Source organism: Pseudolactococcus plantarum (assembly GCF_002441715.1).
GTDB classification, from domain to species: domain Bacteria; phylum Bacillota; class Bacilli; order Lactobacillales; family Streptococcaceae; genus Pseudolactococcus; species Pseudolactococcus plantarum.
The window spans coordinates 1-15,693 of sequence record NZ_JXJX01000012.1; the positions used below are offsets into that span (position 1 = coordinate 1).

Below are 15,693 nucleotides of genomic sequence, written 5' to 3' on the forward strand. Positions count from 1 at the left end.
GAACTGTCTGTTTTATTTGGGGCTTGACACGATAGTGTTTTTTTATATGCTATTTTAACTCAGAAATGTTTAGTTTAAATTAAAAGTAATGGTACTTTTTTTATAATTCTTCGTATATCCTGAATAAACTAATTTGTATTTTTCTCCAATTTTGGCTTGGCCAATCATCGAACCAGTTACTTTACCACCCTCGGCTAAGTCTCCTGATCCAAGGATATCGTTGACAACTTTTTTACCATCATCTCCAGTCAGATAATCTGAAAAACTAGTTTGATTGCCAGCATCATCAAGTTTAAAATTATAACGATTATAGCTTACGGTGTCTTTACCTTTATTTTCGATTGTGATATTCACGATAACGTACTGGTTCCCATCATCAGGCTTAGAATATTTAGTACCAGTATTATATTTTACAGAGTTGATCTGATAATGTACACCGTTTTGTGTAACACTGTCTCCAACCTTAACAATTTTATTTTTTCCTGTTTGCGTGACACTATTTGTGCTCATTGCTTTTTGAATGATTAAGTTAGGGACTAAAATACCGATAGCTACCAGAATAATAATCGACCACACCCACCAAAATTTCAAAATAGGGTTTTTCTTTTTATCTTGATTTGTTTCTATACCATCGTTTAGACTCATCATAACCTCCTATCAGCTTTTAACGTGGATCAAGTTTGCACGAATTATAGTATAGCCTTGTAAAGGTATCTACAATAACAAAAAATATAACGCATGATGTTTCATAAATAGTGAGACTAAAAGCTTTTTTATCTGACAATACAGAAAGCTGCATTCCTGATTATTTTACTTCTCTCTTATAGTGTACCTGATTATTTATTTTTTATCAAATATTTAAATAACTATAAATTATCTGACTTATATACTTTAAAAAAGTATAGGCCATAGACCTATGTACCCTATACTATCTTTAGCAAATAGGTTCTGCCTAATGTATAGGCAGTTTGATTTATGTCTATCATGTTTACAAATCATCTTTAAGATAACATGATATGGCCGTTTTCTTTATTTAAAAGTCTATAGCAGTAGCTTATACATGAATTGTGCTATACTATTATTAGGAAATCAAATCCTCCTGACGAGCAGCGGCGTACCGGGTAAGCACGACGGCGCAACTTTTAAAGGAGATTTTTTATGTTCATTCAAATTATTGGTTCTAGTCTGGTTTTGCTAGCGTTCATCCTATCGCAGTATCAACTTATCGATGCTAATAGCAGACGCTATTTATGGTTAAACTTTTTAGGTTCCACAATCCTTGCCGGTGACGCTTTAGTTTTAAATCAGTGGGGATTTTTAGCTTTAGAAGGGGTATGGGCGATTGTCTCATTACTAAGTCTAATCAAACTAGCTATAAACAGCAAAAGGTAGTCACAACTATCATGATAAAGCACAAATCGATAAGGGTTTGCTTGTCGATTTTTTTATTGGCTTGTTTACTAGTTGTTATCGTTTTTCGCATTAAAAAGAAGGACAGCTACAAGACCGATTAAGGGATGTAGCTGTCCTCCTTTTTTATTTTTTATAGAAAAGTGTAAAATGAGTTATTTAAGTTGAATTTTTGAAATGATTTGAGCGGCTTGTTCATCAAAAGAAAGTGGGATGTTGATAGTTACCATTCTATCTAATAATCGTTCAGATTCTGTTTTGACAAATACTGGATCTGTTAGATAATGTTCGTCTTGATAATGGTTAGGATTTTTATAAAAATTGATTGAGCCATTATGATTAGAACTATAAGTGACAATAGTTGTGCCAGCCATAGTATTATCAGAACTAAATGTTAATGTAACAGATTCTTCTCGAACAACCATAGAACCATCAAAAGGAAATACTGGATGATTTTTACCATTTTTTTGAGCAGTAATGGAGACAGGTTGAAAATTATACCCATAGTAATGAAGTAAAGTTTCTGTAACGCGTGCATATTCTATTTGTTCATCGCTATAACCAGATAGTGGAGAAGTAGTTGTCTGTTCTTGTGTTTGACTTTGACTATTGTCAGAGCTGGAAGGAGTTGTCGTACTAGACGAGCTAACTTGTTGCCCAGCTTTCGCTGATGAACTTGATGAGTTTGCTTTTTGTTCAGTTTTAGGTGTTGAACTAGCAGAACTGTCTCTTTTTGCATGATTCTCGGTGCCACATGCACTAAGGCCAATAAAACTTAAAATACCAACAAACAATAATGCTATATTTTTCATATTACTCTCCTTTTTGACCCCTATTATACAATTATTTAATTTTTTTTTGTTGTAGAAAGAGAAGTAGGATATCACTAATATATTAGTGAATATAAAAAGAGTAAGGTTAACGCTTACTCTTTTTTTAGATTATTCTTTGACAAACTCTACAGCGGCAGTAGTACCCATTAAGCCTTTTTTACTTGTTTGTAAAAACTTGATCGTGGATTTATCTATTTTTTTGATGATAAACTTAGTGCCATTTTGATCGACTAATGTGATTGCTTTGTCATTAGAGTCTTTCGAAGGTGTGGCACTTTTTGAAATCACATTACCTTTGCCATCCTTGATTTGCCAGTTATCGTTTTTTTGTGAGAACACATAAGTAACTTGCCATGATTTGCTGTACCATTTCCCTTGTAACCAAGTTGTTTTGGATTTAGCTTGACCACATCCTGATAAGACCGTGATACAAATTATAATTGCTAATGACAGATATAGTGTTTTTTTCATTTTGTCCTCCGATTATAGTTGTTATTATGATAGCAAATAGATATATGCAAAGCAACTTATAACTTTTTTTAAATGCTTTAGTAAAGTGTTTGACTAATTAAGTGCGAGATATTGGTGATGTTAAACGCATTATTAATGAATTGATAGGCTTCTGTTTTGATTTGATATGGCAACAATAAACCCCAACAGCAAGTGACTGATGGGGTAAAATAATAATTAAAAGTCCTTGTTTACAGCTTCCAAAGTATCTTTATATGCAGTCAAGTAAAGTGCATAGACGTCTAAATCAGCAGATTTTTCCTCAGTATGTAGTTGAGAAATTAAGTTACGGTTGATTTCTGCTTGTACAGTCAGTAATGCTAAATCATGAGCGCGTTGCTCAGTTGTCAAATCATTTTCAGTATCGAACATGTCAATACCCCCTTTCAACCTATATTATACCAAAAATTGTGCTCAAAATTTCAGTTACGTGACAATTTTGCTATAGAAACAAGTTGTCTGGCAGATTTTGATAGCTATTTATGGATGATCCGCCTCTTCTTAGGGATGAAATAATATACTTTACCTTGAGTAAAGTATGGTGGTCAATAACTCATATTCGCATGAGTCGTGAGCAAGTATAACATATCTACCAGTAAATAGGTAAACTGTTATTGATAAGCAAAAGTGTTTACTTTGTAAACGCTTTGTTGTATGATAAGGTTAAGATAAATGAGGAGGAATAACTAATGAAAGAAAATTATCTTAGCAAACGTGTGACTAGACTTAATGATTTATTGATCAGGTCACAAGATAAATGGAGTGAAAAACTAGGTATTAGTAGCCATGACTATAATCTGTTTTTAACAATTCAAGAAAATCCAGGCTGTACACAACTTTTTCTAGCCAAAAAGCGTCAAGTAGAAAGAAGTTTGTTGACAAGATTGATCACAAAATATAGTGAGATGGGATTTATTGAACGACGTCAGAATGATCATAATAAAAGTGCTTACGCTTTATATCTGACAGAAAGTGGTGAAAAGTTAACAGCAGAAATCAGAGATAGAATATCAACACTAAATGAGCAACTAGCCACTATGTATACGGATGTAGAATATGCTGCCTTCAAACAATTTTTAGATACAGCAATTAAAGCATTGGAGGAGTGAATGATGCGCAAATTATCTATACTTTTACTGTCACTTTTTCCTTTATTAGCAGGTGCAGCTTTGTCACCAGCTTTATCTGAAATTGCACGTAATTTTCCTGGTATTTCAGAATTATGGATAAAATCATTGGTCACAATACCGTCGATTTGCGTTGTTATCGGTCAAATTGTGATGGCTAACCTACCTAAAAAGCTATCGCCTAGATGGCAAGTATTGGCTGGATTGTTATTATATGCATGTGGCTTCATCCCTTATCTGTGGTCAACGTTTCCGATATTAGTGGTATCTAGAATTATTCTAGGTATTGGATTAAGTTTACTTGTCCCTTGGACTGTAGGGTTTATTCAACTTTATTTCTCTGGTAATGAACAAAAAGTGATGTTAGGTTATGCAAGTGGCTTAAATAATCTAGGAACTGTTATAGCTGTACTTTATTCAGGTATCGTATCAGGTTTCGACTGGCATTTTGTCTTTTTTATTTATTTACTTGCTTTATTGAGTTTTCTGATGAGTGTCTTATTTCTACCAGAAGGGGTGAATGAAGAGACAGTGTCAGAAATGCGTGAGATAGTAAAAAATAAGTCAGGTTTATCTATTAACCTGATAATGGTTTGGATCAAAATGTTTCTGTTAACTGTTATTTATTTTATCATCCCTACAAATCTGTCGTTTTATATGGCGACGCAATTTCATCAACACAATACGATGACAGTAGGTGTTTTGATGAGTGTTCTGTCACTATTTGGTGTGATAGCAGGCATGCTTTATGCGCGTGTTTTAGCTCATCAAACCAGTCGGATACAAGAAGTTATCATTATCGCTATTTTTGCAGCTGCTTTGTGCTTATTGAGCTTTGCTACAACACTGCCTGTTTTTATTATTGGCTTATTATTAACTGGCTGGGGACTTGGTTGGGGCTTACCTTATTTAAACGCACAATTACTAGCCACAGTCGATAGTAACGCTTCAAATCAAGTTGGCATCGGGCAATCCATGATCTTTTTAGGTCAGTTTGTCTCGCCATTTATGATTTCAGTTTTAGCAAAAATAGGTCATCAAGAAAATCCATTTATCATAGGTGGTAGTCTGTTACTCATTTTCATAGTGCTGATGTTTATTGATGCTAAACAAAAGTCAAAAATTAGTCATTAAGCATTGGAAGTGAGATGTCTCATTCGTTTTATATTATCTGTTTGTCAGACAAGCTACCAAGAAAATTATGCTATACTTTAGATAAAGATAGGAGAGCAAATATGAAGTGGAATGCTAACTTATATGACAGTAAACACGATTTTGTTGCAGCGTATGGTAAAGGATTATTGAGCTATTTGCCTTCGAATAAACAAGCGAAAATATTGGATCTAGGGTGTGGGACTGGTACGTTGACTGATGAAATTTCCAAAACCTATCCCAACATTATGGGAATTGATGGGTCTAAGGAGATGATTGCCAAAGCAAAGGCCGCTTATCCGACATTAAACTTTGAAGTTGTGGATGCCTTAAACATGACTGATGACAGTCAATGGGATATTGTATTTTCAAATGCAGTATTTCATTGGATTCCTGATCATGATCAGCTATTACACGCTATCAAAAAGTCTCTAAACTCAAACGGGCAATTAATCTGTGAATTTGGTGGATTTGGCAATATTGCCACCATAGAACAGGCATTTAAAACACTTTTAGTCTCAAAAGGCTATACTTATACGTCACGATTTAATTTTCCAACAGCAGAAAATTTTGGGGAACTACTCGAAAAAAATGGTTTTGACATTGAGCTATTAGTCTTATATGACAGACCGACTGTTTTAAAAGATCAAGAAAAAGGCCTTTATAACTGGGCAAGCCAATTTTTTGATACTGATTTGGCAAAGTTTAGTCACTCAGAACAAGATAGTATCCTGACTGAGTTAGAAGACTTAGTTCGACGTCAACTTTGGCATGAGGATCATTGGGAAGCTGATTATAGGAGGCTGCGTGCGGTCGCACATCTCAAAGCTTAACAAGTGCGCTATCATCTGGTCATATTGAGTGAAATCGACTGCTTTATGTTCGCTTTTGGCTTATGGTGAAGCAAATCAACTAGACTGAAGCCTCAGTACTGACACTTATTTTTTAAAACCGCTGAAAGGAAAACCAATGTTTATATTATCTCTTAACTATATTAAACCGCTAGAAGTTGTTGAACAATTTTTACCTGGCCACCGTCAATTTCTGGATACGTATATCAACAGAAAAAATTCTTATTATCAGGACCGAAAGAACCTAGGGCCGGTGGTGTGATACTGTGTCATTGTGATGATAAAGAGGCAGTGCTAAAGATCATATCGCAAGATCCCTTTTATATCAATCAGATTGCTGAGTATGATATCACAGAATTTTACCCAGTCAAAACATCTCAAGAGTTAACACAATATCTAAAATAAAAGCTAATACTATCTGCCACTATACAAGCAGTTGGTATTAGCTTTTGTTATAATATAAAGATGACAACTACAAAAGAATTATTACGCTCAGTCTATGGATACGATAGCTTTCGAGAGGGACAAGAAGCGATTATAGATAGTGTACTACTTGGTAAGAGGACTTTAGGTATTATGCCTACTGGTGGTGGGAAATCGTTGACTTATCAGCTACCTGCCATGTTATTACCAGGTACAACGATGGTCGTGTCCCCCTTAATCTCCCTAATGAAAAATCAAGTTGATGAGTTAGTTGCTGCCGGTGTACCAGCTACGATGATTAATAGTGGGGTAACAGTTGATGAAATAAAAAAGAGGCTGACTGATATCAAAAACGGTGTCTATAAACTCTTTTTTATTGCACCTGAACGATTAGAAGATCCCTATTTTTATCGCTTCATTCAAGCGTTACCTTTAAGTCTAGTTGTCATCGATGAGGTACATGTGCTTTCTCAGTGGGGACATGATTTTAGACCATCTTACTTGGCATCAGTTGATTTGATTGAAAATCTAAGTAATAAGCCAAATGTGATGGCTTTAACCGCAACGGCAACACAAAAAGTACAAGCAGATTTAATCAATATTTTAGCAATTGAGAACACGGTTAAAACTGGCTTTGCTAGGGATAATTTAGCGATCAAGATTGAAAAAGGCCTGTCTCAGCAAGAAAAGTTCGATTTTGTGATTGCCTATGCTAAAAATAATCCCGATGATATTGGGATTATTTATGCTGGCACACGTAAGTTGGTAGATGAGACTAGTGAATTACTGGTTAAGTCAGGTATTTCAGCTCGTGCTTATCATGCAGGCATGCTTGATCATGAGCGGGAAGCAGCACAAGATGCCTTTTTATATGATGAGTGTCAAGTCATGGTTGCGACCAATGCATTTGGTATGGGGATTAATAAGACAAATGTCAGGTACATCATTCATCTTAGTATGCCAGGCTCTATCGAAGCTTATTATCAAGAAATTGGTCGAGCTGGTCGTGATGGTCTTCCCAGTGAAACTGTTTTATTGGCATCTGCAAGAGATGCACAATTACAAAGGTTCTTTATCGATAATGCTGATAATCAAACGCCAGCGTATCGACAGAGGGAACTTGCTAAATTACAGGAAATGACAGGATTTACAGCAACACAAAATTGCTTACAGCAGTATATTGTCCAATACTTTGGTGAACAAATACCCCCTTGTGGAATCTGCTCAAACTGTACTGATACCCGAGAGCTTTTGGATATGACTTTAGCTGCACAAAAAGTCTTATCTAACATTGTCAGAATGGGCCAACTGCAAGCTGGTAACTATTCTAAAACACAGGTAGTAGCTGTTTTAAGAGGTAAACTAGCTGAGAAAATGCGTTGGACAGGATTCGATACGCTATCAACCTATGGTTTATTATCAGACTGGCCAGTGAAAAAATTGAATCAGTTTATTGATTATCTAGCAGCAGATGGCTTCCTATTAGTTTCTGGTGAGTATAATGGCTTGCGTATTTCTGATAAAGGGATTTGCGTACTTAAATCTGAGCAAAGTGTGATGATGCGTGAGATAAAAACGACACAGCCGATTAAAAAAACACGATCACAAAATTGTGAAATTGGTGGAGACCTGTTTGAACTATTACGTAAACAACGTAGCATGTTTGCCAAAGAATTATCCTTGCCACCTTTTATGATTTTTTCTGATCAAGTATTGATGAATATGGCAGAGGCAGAGCCCGAGACACGTGAGAAACTTTTAACAGTTTCTGGTATTGGTGAGAAAAAAGCCGACCAGTTTGGTGATGAGTTTTTAGCGATTATTAAACAGTTTAAACAAGTGACGTGATGCGTCATGTTTACATTTGTCAATGAAATCGTTATACTAATAAGTAATGAGTGAAAAATATATGAAGTAATGATAATAGGAGCTGACATGTCTAAAAAAAGAATTGCAGTGATTGGTGCTGGTATTGCTGATGTAAAAGCAGCAAAAACATTATCTAAAAAGCTAAAAAATGACGCAGAAATTCTCCTGATTGATAAACATAGTTATCATACGATGATGACACAATTACATGAGGTTGCTGCTGGTCGTGTGCCTTTTACCAATGCACAATATGATTTGCAAAAACTATTTGCACATCAAAAAAATGTTCAGTTATTAACGGATGAGGTAATAGGACTAGATAAAGCTGCCAAACAAATCACGACTAAATATAATGGTGTGATTACCTATGATTATGTTATTATCGCGATAGGTGGAGAACCAAACGATTTTGGAGTGTCTGGTGTCAAAGCACATGGGTTTACCTTATGGTCTATGGAAGATGCGCTCAAAATTAGGCGGCATCTAGAAAAAACTGTTGAGCAGGCCGCTTTGGAACATGACGATGACAAACGTAAAGCCTTGCTAAATTTTGTCGTTGCAGGCTCAGGTTTTACAGGTATTGAGATGATAGGCGAGCTGATCGATTGGCGACGTATAGCTGCGCGTGAGTACAAACTTGATGAGTCTGAATTCACGTTAAGTGTCGTTGAAATGATGCCGACGATCTTAAATACTCTTGATAGACAAGACGCAGATAAAGTCGTTAAATACCTGACGAAACATCATGTTAACTTATTACTAAATCATGCAATTACAGAAGTTGCTGCCGATCATGTCAAAATAAAAGATGGTGAGAATGTCCCAACACATACCTTGATTTGGACAACAGGTGTGCAAGGCAATACACAAGCCACATCTTATGGTCTTGAAAAAACTGAACGTGGTGAACGGTTAACGGCAAATGCGTATATGGAAGCTGTAGGATTTGAAGCACTTGGCATATATGTGGCTGGTGATGTATCAGGATACACCGAGAAAGAAACAGGACGACCTACCCCTCAGATTGTTGAAGCAGCTGAGCAGACCGCTCATATTGCCTCGCTAAATATCATAGCGGATATTAAAGGGACTGAAAAACACACCTATGTTGGTAGCTATAAAGGGACGATGGTATCTGTTGGCGCCAAATGGGGCGTTGCAGAACTGTTTGGAAAAGTCCACTTATCAGGTTTCTTTGCTATGGCTGTGAAACATCTTATTTTTATCATGTACACGCTACAAATTGGTAGTTTATGGTATATGTTCACCTATCTAAAAAATGAAATTTTCCATACTGAACATGAACGTAACCTGTTTCGGGGACATACTTCTCGTTTAGGCAATGTATTGTGGTCGGTACCGTTACGAATTTTTTATGGCTTGGTGTGGTTAGTTGAAGCAACACCAAAATGGGTAGGAGATGGCAAGTTATGGGATCCGACAACCTGGTTTGGTAAAGGGTCTTGGTTTACAAATGACATCCATTTACCCTTTAAATGGTTAAAAGAAACCGCAGATGCAGCAGCAGGGGCTTCCACAGGAGCTGCGGATGCAACAGCTTCTGCAAGTACTGCAGCAGAAACAACAAAATCAACTGCTGAGTTTGGTTTATCATACTCTTTTGGTCATGAGCCAATGGCTGTGCTAGAAAAGGTACCACATTGGTTAAAACCACTTTTCAAGTTTATGATACCAAACGAAGATGTTGCGCTGTTTATGCAAAAATTTATGTCAGTTGTTGAAGTTGCCTTAGCCTTAGCGTTGATCGTTGGCGCATTTACATGGCTTGCTTCTGCTGCAACAGCAGCATTGACAGTGATGTTTGTGCTCTCAGGTATGTTTTACTGGGTAAATATCTGGTTCCTTTTTGTCGCACTAGCGTTAATGAATGGCTCTGGCCGTGCCTTTGGCCTAGATAAATGGTTACAGCCATGGCTGCAAAAACACTTCTTTAAGTGGTGGTATGGTAAGTCTAAATCAATCTATAAATAATTAAAAACGTCTTAAGGCGTTTTTTTGTAACGCATTATGATTTGATGTGTGTAAAAAATGATGCTAAAGGGTAACGCACGTGTGGGTGTCCTGGTTTAAGTGCTTTACCAACTGGTAACAATAACATGGCATCATAATCATCAGATAGGGATAAGTATGCGTTTATTTTGTCAAAATCTACACCTCTCATCGGAACTGAATCATAGCCAAATGCACGAACTACATGCATTAAGTTCATCGAGAATAATCCTAAATCAAACTTGAGTCCTTGAATACCTATATCCTCAGGGTGAAGACGTAGATACTCGTGAACACGTTTTGTTTTATAGGGTCTTTCTTCAGCTGTTATGATCGCATGTTCAACATTGAATGTCATGATTTTATCAATATCATATCGTTTTTTTTCACCTAGAATTAGAAATACGACAGAAGCATCTTGTACCTGTTTTTGACCATAGGCAAAAGTCATGAGTTGTGCTTGTTTAGCTTTGTTTGTTACCGCGACGATTTTCCAAGGTTGAAAATTATTACTCGATGGGGCATTTGCTGCATGAGTGATCATTTCAGCTATTTCTTGATCAGATATACTGTAGTTGGGATCGAAGTCTCTGACAGATCTTCGGTCATTTAAAAATGTCAAATAAGTCATAAATAGTTATCTCTTTTCTATATGGATTAGTTTTATTATAATAGTGTGATATATAAAAAGTAAGTACGCACTTTTTTGTTACTGTAAAAAAGGAGACAAGTATGACTCAAAATGATTGTGGTATCTCAAGATTGATGGCGATTTTGGGAGGAAAGTGGCAACTCAATATTCTATGGCAACTTTCTAAACATCAAGATATTCGATTTAATCAATTAAAAAGAGAAGTAGCTAATATTACAACGGTGATGTTGACAAGATGTCTGGTCACTCTTGTGGAATATGGTCTAGTGAATAGAGTTGATTACCATACTGTCCCCCCTCATGTCACTTATGCACTGACTGACAAAGGTAGAGAGCTGGTACCGTTTTTAAGTGACCTAAATGATTGGGGAAAAGAGAATTTATGATGAAGAAATAAGGACAGTTGCTATGCCATATCAAAAGTTATCTTCTATAACATATGATTGGCAGTATTCAGTGGTATAATAAAGGATATGAAAATAGTTATCTTAGCAGGTGGTCCTGCTCAATCTTTTGAAAGTCTAATTAAAATGGATAAAAATTTTGATCAAGCTTTTTACGTTGGTGTAGATAGAGGCAGTTTTCGATTGATGCAAGCAGGGTTTCCAGTCAATTTAGCTATTGGTGATTTTGATAGTTTGAGTGCTGAAGAATTTAGTGCAGTATCAGCTTATGCTGATGAATACCACAAATCTCCAACTGAAAAAAATGATACTGATTTAGAACTTGCTGTCCTTGCCGTTTTAACAAGATTTCAAAATATCGAAGAAATTTTGATACTAGGGGGCATAGGTGGCCGCTTTGATCACCAAATTCAGATATTTTATTTACCCTTACAAAGCAGATTTTCAACTATTGTTGATAAAATTATCTTACGAGATGAGACAAATAGCATTCGATTTGTAAGCGCTGGTCAGTATCAGCTTGTCAAAGAACCTCAGATGACCTATCTGGCTTTTGCAAGTCTGACACCTGTAAAGGCATTAGCTATCCAAGGTGCTAAATACGCATTAGCTGCTACGGATTTTGATCGAAATCTATCCCTATCCTCTAATGAGTTTATTGGCGAACAACCTGTTACCTTATCCTTTAAAAAAGGAATGGTCGCAATTATTCAATCAAAAGATGAATCAAAATGAAACTAAAAAGTTGACTTTTATTGTTTACAAGTGTAAACTAAAGATAGAAATAAGGAGATGAACATGAATATTTCAGATTCAGAAATGGTCATCATGCGTGCAATATGGACTTTAGAGAAGGCATCTGTAGATCAGATATCATGTAAGATAGCAGCTTCAAACAACTGGTCTATTGCAACGATAAAAACGTTATTAGGCCGTTTAGTTAAAAAAGAAGTGCTTGTCACAACAAAATCTGGTCGAAAATTTATTTATACGCCGACTTTATCAGAATGTCAGGCAGTTGCTTTGATGGGCCAAGATCTTTTAGATAAAGTATGTGCCAAAAAATATCCAAATGTGATTACAAATTTAATTAACAGTGCTGACTTAACAAAAGAAGGTATCAAAGAGATATCAGATGCTTTGGCACAGAAAATACCAGCTTGTCATGTGAGTTGTAATTGTCTTGATCAATCAACTGACTGTAGGTGTCATCCTGAGCAGATAGAGCAGAAATTTTAGGGGGATTCGTGATGGAAAAAATGACATTAAAGATTCAAGGGATGACTTGTAAAAATTGTGTTGCCCATGTGACCAAGGCTTTGGCATCTGTTGATGGGGTAACCAGTGTAAAAGTGAATTTAAAAAAAGGTGAAGCTGTCATTAAAGCAGACTCACCGAATATAGATACGTTAACATCAGCCGTCGCAACAGCCGGTTATCAGGTTATCTAATTTAGAGAGCGATGGTTGATATCAAGACCATTGCTTTTTTTTAAAAAGTAGAAAGGAATAACTGACCTTTTAGCAATAGGTAAGTTTACAGAGCTATATGAAAACACAATCATTTGTCATCACAGGCATGACTTGTGCAAATTGTGCACACCAAGTCAGCAAATCGCTTAATGCATCAGACGCTGTAGTAGAGGCAACAGTTAATTTAGCTACAGAAAAAGCCAAAGTAATCATGCAAGACGAAAGTGGTACTGATCAGATAATCCGAGCTGTTCAACAAGCTGGATATGGTGCTATTGTTGATGATAAAGCACATCGTGAAAAGATTAGATTAGCCAAACTGAAATCAGAAAAACGGCTTCTATGGTCGTTTATCATCGCTGCCTTGTTATCATTTCCCATGATGATAGGGATGTTTGCCATGATTTTTGACCTACATAGTTTTATGTTTTTGCATGATCCTTGGGTTCAGTTAATTCTTGCAACACCAGTGCAATTTATCTTTGGTGCTAGATTTTATAAAGGTGCCTATATGGCCATCAAAAATAAGTCAGCTAATATGGATGTGCTTGTTGCCTTAGGGACAACGGTAGCTTATCTATCTAGCCTTATCTTTGGCCTTTTATTAGCACATCGATCAGCCGTAAATTTTGAGTCTTCAGCAGTCATCATTACACTGGTATTACTTGGCAAAAATCTAGAAAATAAAGCTAAAAAAAATACATCTGCTGCTATTTATAGTTTGCAAAAACAACGTGCGCAAACAGTGCATCTCATACATGTTGGAAAAGAAATAGACACACCTGTTGAAAGAGTAGTTGAAAATCAGATCATCTCTGTTAAGGCCGGTGAAAGTGTCCCTTTAGATATCAAAGTTATATCTGGAACAGCTAGCTTTGATGAATCTTCTTTAACGGGAGAATCAGTACCTGTAACTAAAAACAGTGGTGAATTTGTGGCTGAGGGAGCGATAAATTTAGATGGTGTCATTACAGGGGTTGTGATACATACACAAGAAGCCTCTACTATTTCTCAGATGATGGCTGCGATAGAGGAAGCTCAAGCAACCAAACCTAAAATTCAAAAAGTAGCAGATAAAATTTCTAGTATTTTTGTACCGGTAGTCTTACTGATTTCACTAGTCACATTTATCATCACGTTTTGGGTGACAAAAGATATTAGTGTAGCTCTTTTGCATACAACGAGTGTTTTGGTGATATCTTGTCCTTGTGCTTTGGGGTTGGCAACACCAACAGCAATTATGGTCGCAACAGGATTAGGTGCAAAACACGGGATTCTAATCAAAGATGCGAATGCATTAGAAGATAGTAAAAACGTCTCAACAATCATTTTTGATAAGACAGGTACCATCACAACAGGCAAGTTTAAACTTGAAAATTGGTCTGGTTCTGAGAGTGATTTCCAGATCTTGGCTAGTATTGAAAGTTATTCTAATCACCCACTAGCTAAAACTTTGTCTATAGATCACACGCTACCGATAACTAACTTTAAAGAGTTGGCTGGACAAGGTGTTATGGCTGATGTAAATGGTCAAACGTACTATGCAGGTAATGCTGATCTGATGATGGCACAAGGGATAGCTGTTGAGACAAGCTCAAACACGAGTATCTATTTTGCAACACAAAAACGGTTAGTCGGTATCGCAACTTTCTCATCTGAAATTAAGTCAGATGCACGAGATACAATTGCTAACTTACACAAAATAGGTATGAAAACGATGATGCTGACCGGAGATAACGCTGCATCTGCTGAGCTGATTAATCAAGAAGTTGGTGTGAATACGGTCATCGCCAAAGCAACACCGACGCAAAAAGCAACGATTGTGCGTGAGACTAAGAACGCGATGATGGTAGGTGATGGGATTAATGATTCTGTTGCATTATCTAGTGCACTTGTTGGTGTTGCGATGGGATCAGGTAGTGATATTGCTATGCAGTCAGGAGATGTCGTCATTGTATCTGATCATGCACTAGAAAGAATTACCTCACTGATGACATTATCTAAAAAGACAGTTAGAAAAATTCATCAAAACTACTTTTGGGCGTTTATTTATAACTTGATAGGTATTCCTTTAGCTGCATTTGGGTTGTTAAATCCTATATTTGCAGGATTAGCGATGAGTTTATCAAGTGTCAGTGTGATTATCAGCTCACTCATATTAGGTAGAGAAAAGCTATGAATGTTCATAAAAAAATAAAGACTATCATGCCGGTGATAGTCTTTATTCTGTCAAATCAAAAATTAGTTTAGTTTTTTATTGACAAACTAACTAAATAAAGGTATTATTTATTTAGTTAAAGATAAAGGAAACTAAATAAATGAAAACTGAAGATATTATAAATGATTTGAGAGATATTTCGAATAACCCTTTTTTCATGTTTATCGGTAAATTATATGAGCGTGAAGATAATGGTGCGATGACACTAAACTTATTAGCTAAAGAAGATGAGGTAACGGCAGGACGAATTTCAGAGGTTTTAGATATCAAGCCAAGTTCTGTTACCCAGATTATAAAAAAACTATCGCATGTTGGTATTGTGGAGAGAACTAAATCTGATAAAGATGCGCGAGTGACCTATATAAAGCTAACCGAAGCCGGTCAAAAGATGTTGAATGCACGTCAAAAAATGTCTTTTAGACTAAATCAAGAATTGTTTAAGGACTTCAGTGAATCAGAGCTTGAGGTGCTTAGTCAAGGGATTGATAAATTAGCTAAGCGTCTAGATAGTCAACTCTTCTATGAAAAACTCACCCAAGAATTTAGTAATGAGGAACATTGGCAGATATTTGAAAAAATAAATGCACGTATGGGACAAGCTCGTGGTCGTATGATGCGAGAATTTAATCATAGAGGAGGGGAATCTTTTGATCAATATCCAATGTGGGGAGACCATCAAGGAAGAAGGCGATTATCTCGTAAGCAGCATCATGAAGATATCGACGAAGATATAGTTTGAATAAAGGAGATGAAGGTGACAGA

Annotated in this window: 18 protein-coding genes; 13 read left to right on the forward strand and 5 right to left on the reverse strand. The window is 36.3% G+C overall.

The window, feature by feature from the left end:
- Positions 1–69 precede the first annotated feature (69 nt).
- A complete protein-coding gene (locus RU87_RS08115; RefSeq protein WP_068164325.1) occupies positions 70–645 on the reverse strand; it encodes a DUF4352 domain-containing protein in 576 nt (191 codons plus the stop codon).
- A 513-nt stretch (positions 646–1,158) separates the two neighbouring features.
- Here RU87_RS08115 and RU87_RS08120 point away from each other — a divergent pair.
- Positions 1,159–1,392: a CBU_0592 family membrane protein gene (locus RU87_RS08120; RefSeq protein WP_068164322.1), complete on the forward strand. Its 234-nt coding sequence runs from the start codon at positions 1,159–1,161 to the stop codon at positions 1,390–1,392.
- Positions 1,393–1,565: 173 nt separating this feature from the next.
- Here the strand turns inward: RU87_RS08120 and RU87_RS09850 are convergent, their stop codons facing one another.
- The 3 genes from RU87_RS09850 to RU87_RS08135 form a co-directional block, all read right to left on the reverse strand.
- Entirely contained in the window at positions 1,566–2,222 is a 657-nt protein-coding gene (locus RU87_RS09850; protein WP_231860457.1) for a hypothetical protein, read from the reverse strand.
- 129 nt (positions 2,223–2,351) lie between these two features.
- Positions 2,352–2,714: a hypothetical protein gene (locus RU87_RS08130; protein WP_068164319.1), complete on the reverse strand. Its 363-nt coding sequence runs from the start codon at positions 2,712–2,714 to the stop codon at positions 2,352–2,354.
- Between the two features lie 216 nt (positions 2,715–2,930).
- Positions 2,931–3,125, reverse strand: a complete 195-nt coding sequence (locus RU87_RS08135; RefSeq protein ID WP_068164316.1) for a hypothetical protein — start codon at positions 3,123–3,125, stop codon at positions 2,931–2,933.
- A gap of 317 nt (positions 3,126–3,442) precedes the next feature.
- Here RU87_RS08135 and RU87_RS08140 point away from each other — a divergent pair, with 317 nt between their 5' ends.
- The 6 genes from RU87_RS08140 (at position 3,443) to RU87_RS08165 (ending at position 10,167) form a co-directional block, all read left to right on the forward strand.
- Positions 3,443–3,862, forward strand: a complete 420-nt coding sequence (locus RU87_RS08140; protein WP_068164312.1) for a MarR family winged helix-turn-helix transcriptional regulator — start codon at positions 3,443–3,445, stop codon at positions 3,860–3,862.
- Positions 3,863–5,014, forward strand: coding sequence for an MFS transporter (locus tag RU87_RS08145; RefSeq protein WP_068164309.1), 1,152 nt, complete (start codon positions 3,863–3,865; stop codon positions 5,012–5,014).
- A gap of 101 nt (positions 5,015–5,115) precedes the next feature.
- Positions 5,116–5,865, forward strand: coding sequence for a class I SAM-dependent methyltransferase (locus RU87_RS08150; protein ID WP_068164305.1), 750 nt, complete (start codon positions 5,116–5,118; stop codon positions 5,863–5,865).
- Positions 5,866–6,141: 276 nt separating this feature from the next.
- Positions 6,142–6,288: a YciI family protein gene (locus tag RU87_RS10010; protein ID WP_231860456.1), complete on the forward strand. Its 147-nt coding sequence runs from the start codon at positions 6,142–6,144 to the stop codon at positions 6,286–6,288.
- Positions 6,289–6,348: 60 nt separating this feature from the next.
- Positions 6,349–8,154 (forward strand): DNA helicase RecQ, encoded by a 1,806-nt coding sequence (gene recQ, locus RU87_RS08160; protein WP_068164302.1) that lies wholly within the window; start codon positions 6,349–6,351, stop codon positions 8,152–8,154.
- A gap of 87 nt (positions 8,155–8,241) precedes the next feature.
- Positions 8,242–10,167, forward strand: a complete 1,926-nt coding sequence (locus RU87_RS08165; RefSeq protein WP_068164300.1) for an NAD(P)/FAD-dependent oxidoreductase — start codon at positions 8,242–8,244, stop codon at positions 10,165–10,167.
- A 34-nt stretch (positions 10,168–10,201) separates the two neighbouring features.
- Here RU87_RS08165 and RU87_RS08170 read toward each other — a convergent pair whose 3' ends face one another.
- On the reverse strand, positions 10,202–10,816 hold the full coding sequence (locus RU87_RS08170; protein ID WP_068164297.1) for a nitroreductase family protein: 615 nt from the start codon (positions 10,814–10,816) through the stop codon (positions 10,202–10,204).
- Positions 10,817–10,917: 101 nt separating this feature from the next.
- Here RU87_RS08170 and RU87_RS08175 point away from each other — a divergent pair, with 101 nt between their 5' ends.
- The 6 genes from RU87_RS08175 to RU87_RS08200 all read left to right on the forward strand — a co-directional run bounded on the left by RU87_RS08175 (position 10,918) and on the right by RU87_RS08200 (position 15,670).
- The gene (locus tag RU87_RS08175) at positions 10,918–11,223 is read left to right on the forward strand and encodes a winged helix-turn-helix transcriptional regulator (protein WP_068164295.1); all 306 of its coding nucleotides are present in this window, start codon (positions 10,918–10,920) and stop codon (positions 11,221–11,223) included.
- Positions 11,224–11,310: 87 nt separating this feature from the next.
- Positions 11,311–11,976, forward strand: a complete 666-nt coding sequence (locus tag RU87_RS08180) for a thiamine diphosphokinase (protein WP_068164293.1) — start codon at positions 11,311–11,313, stop codon at positions 11,974–11,976.
- 63 nt (positions 11,977–12,039) lie between these two features.
- Complete coding sequence (locus tag RU87_RS08185) at positions 12,040–12,480, forward strand: CopY/TcrY family copper transport repressor (protein WP_231860455.1); 441 nt, start codon at positions 12,040–12,042, stop codon at positions 12,478–12,480.
- Between the two features lie 11 nt (positions 12,481–12,491).
- Entirely contained in the window at positions 12,492–12,692 is a 201-nt protein-coding gene (locus RU87_RS08190) for a heavy-metal-associated domain-containing protein (RefSeq protein ID WP_068164286.1), read from the forward strand.
- A gap of 97 nt (positions 12,693–12,789) precedes the next feature.
- Complete coding sequence (locus RU87_RS08195; RefSeq protein ID WP_068164283.1) at positions 12,790–14,892, forward strand: heavy metal translocating P-type ATPase; 2,103 nt, start codon at positions 12,790–12,792, stop codon at positions 14,890–14,892.
- Positions 14,893–15,031: 139 nt separating this feature from the next.
- Positions 15,032–15,670, forward strand: a complete 639-nt coding sequence (locus RU87_RS08200) for a MarR family winged helix-turn-helix transcriptional regulator (RefSeq protein WP_068164281.1) — start codon at positions 15,032–15,034, stop codon at positions 15,668–15,670.
- The last annotated feature ends 23 nt before the right edge of the window (positions 15,671–15,693 follow it).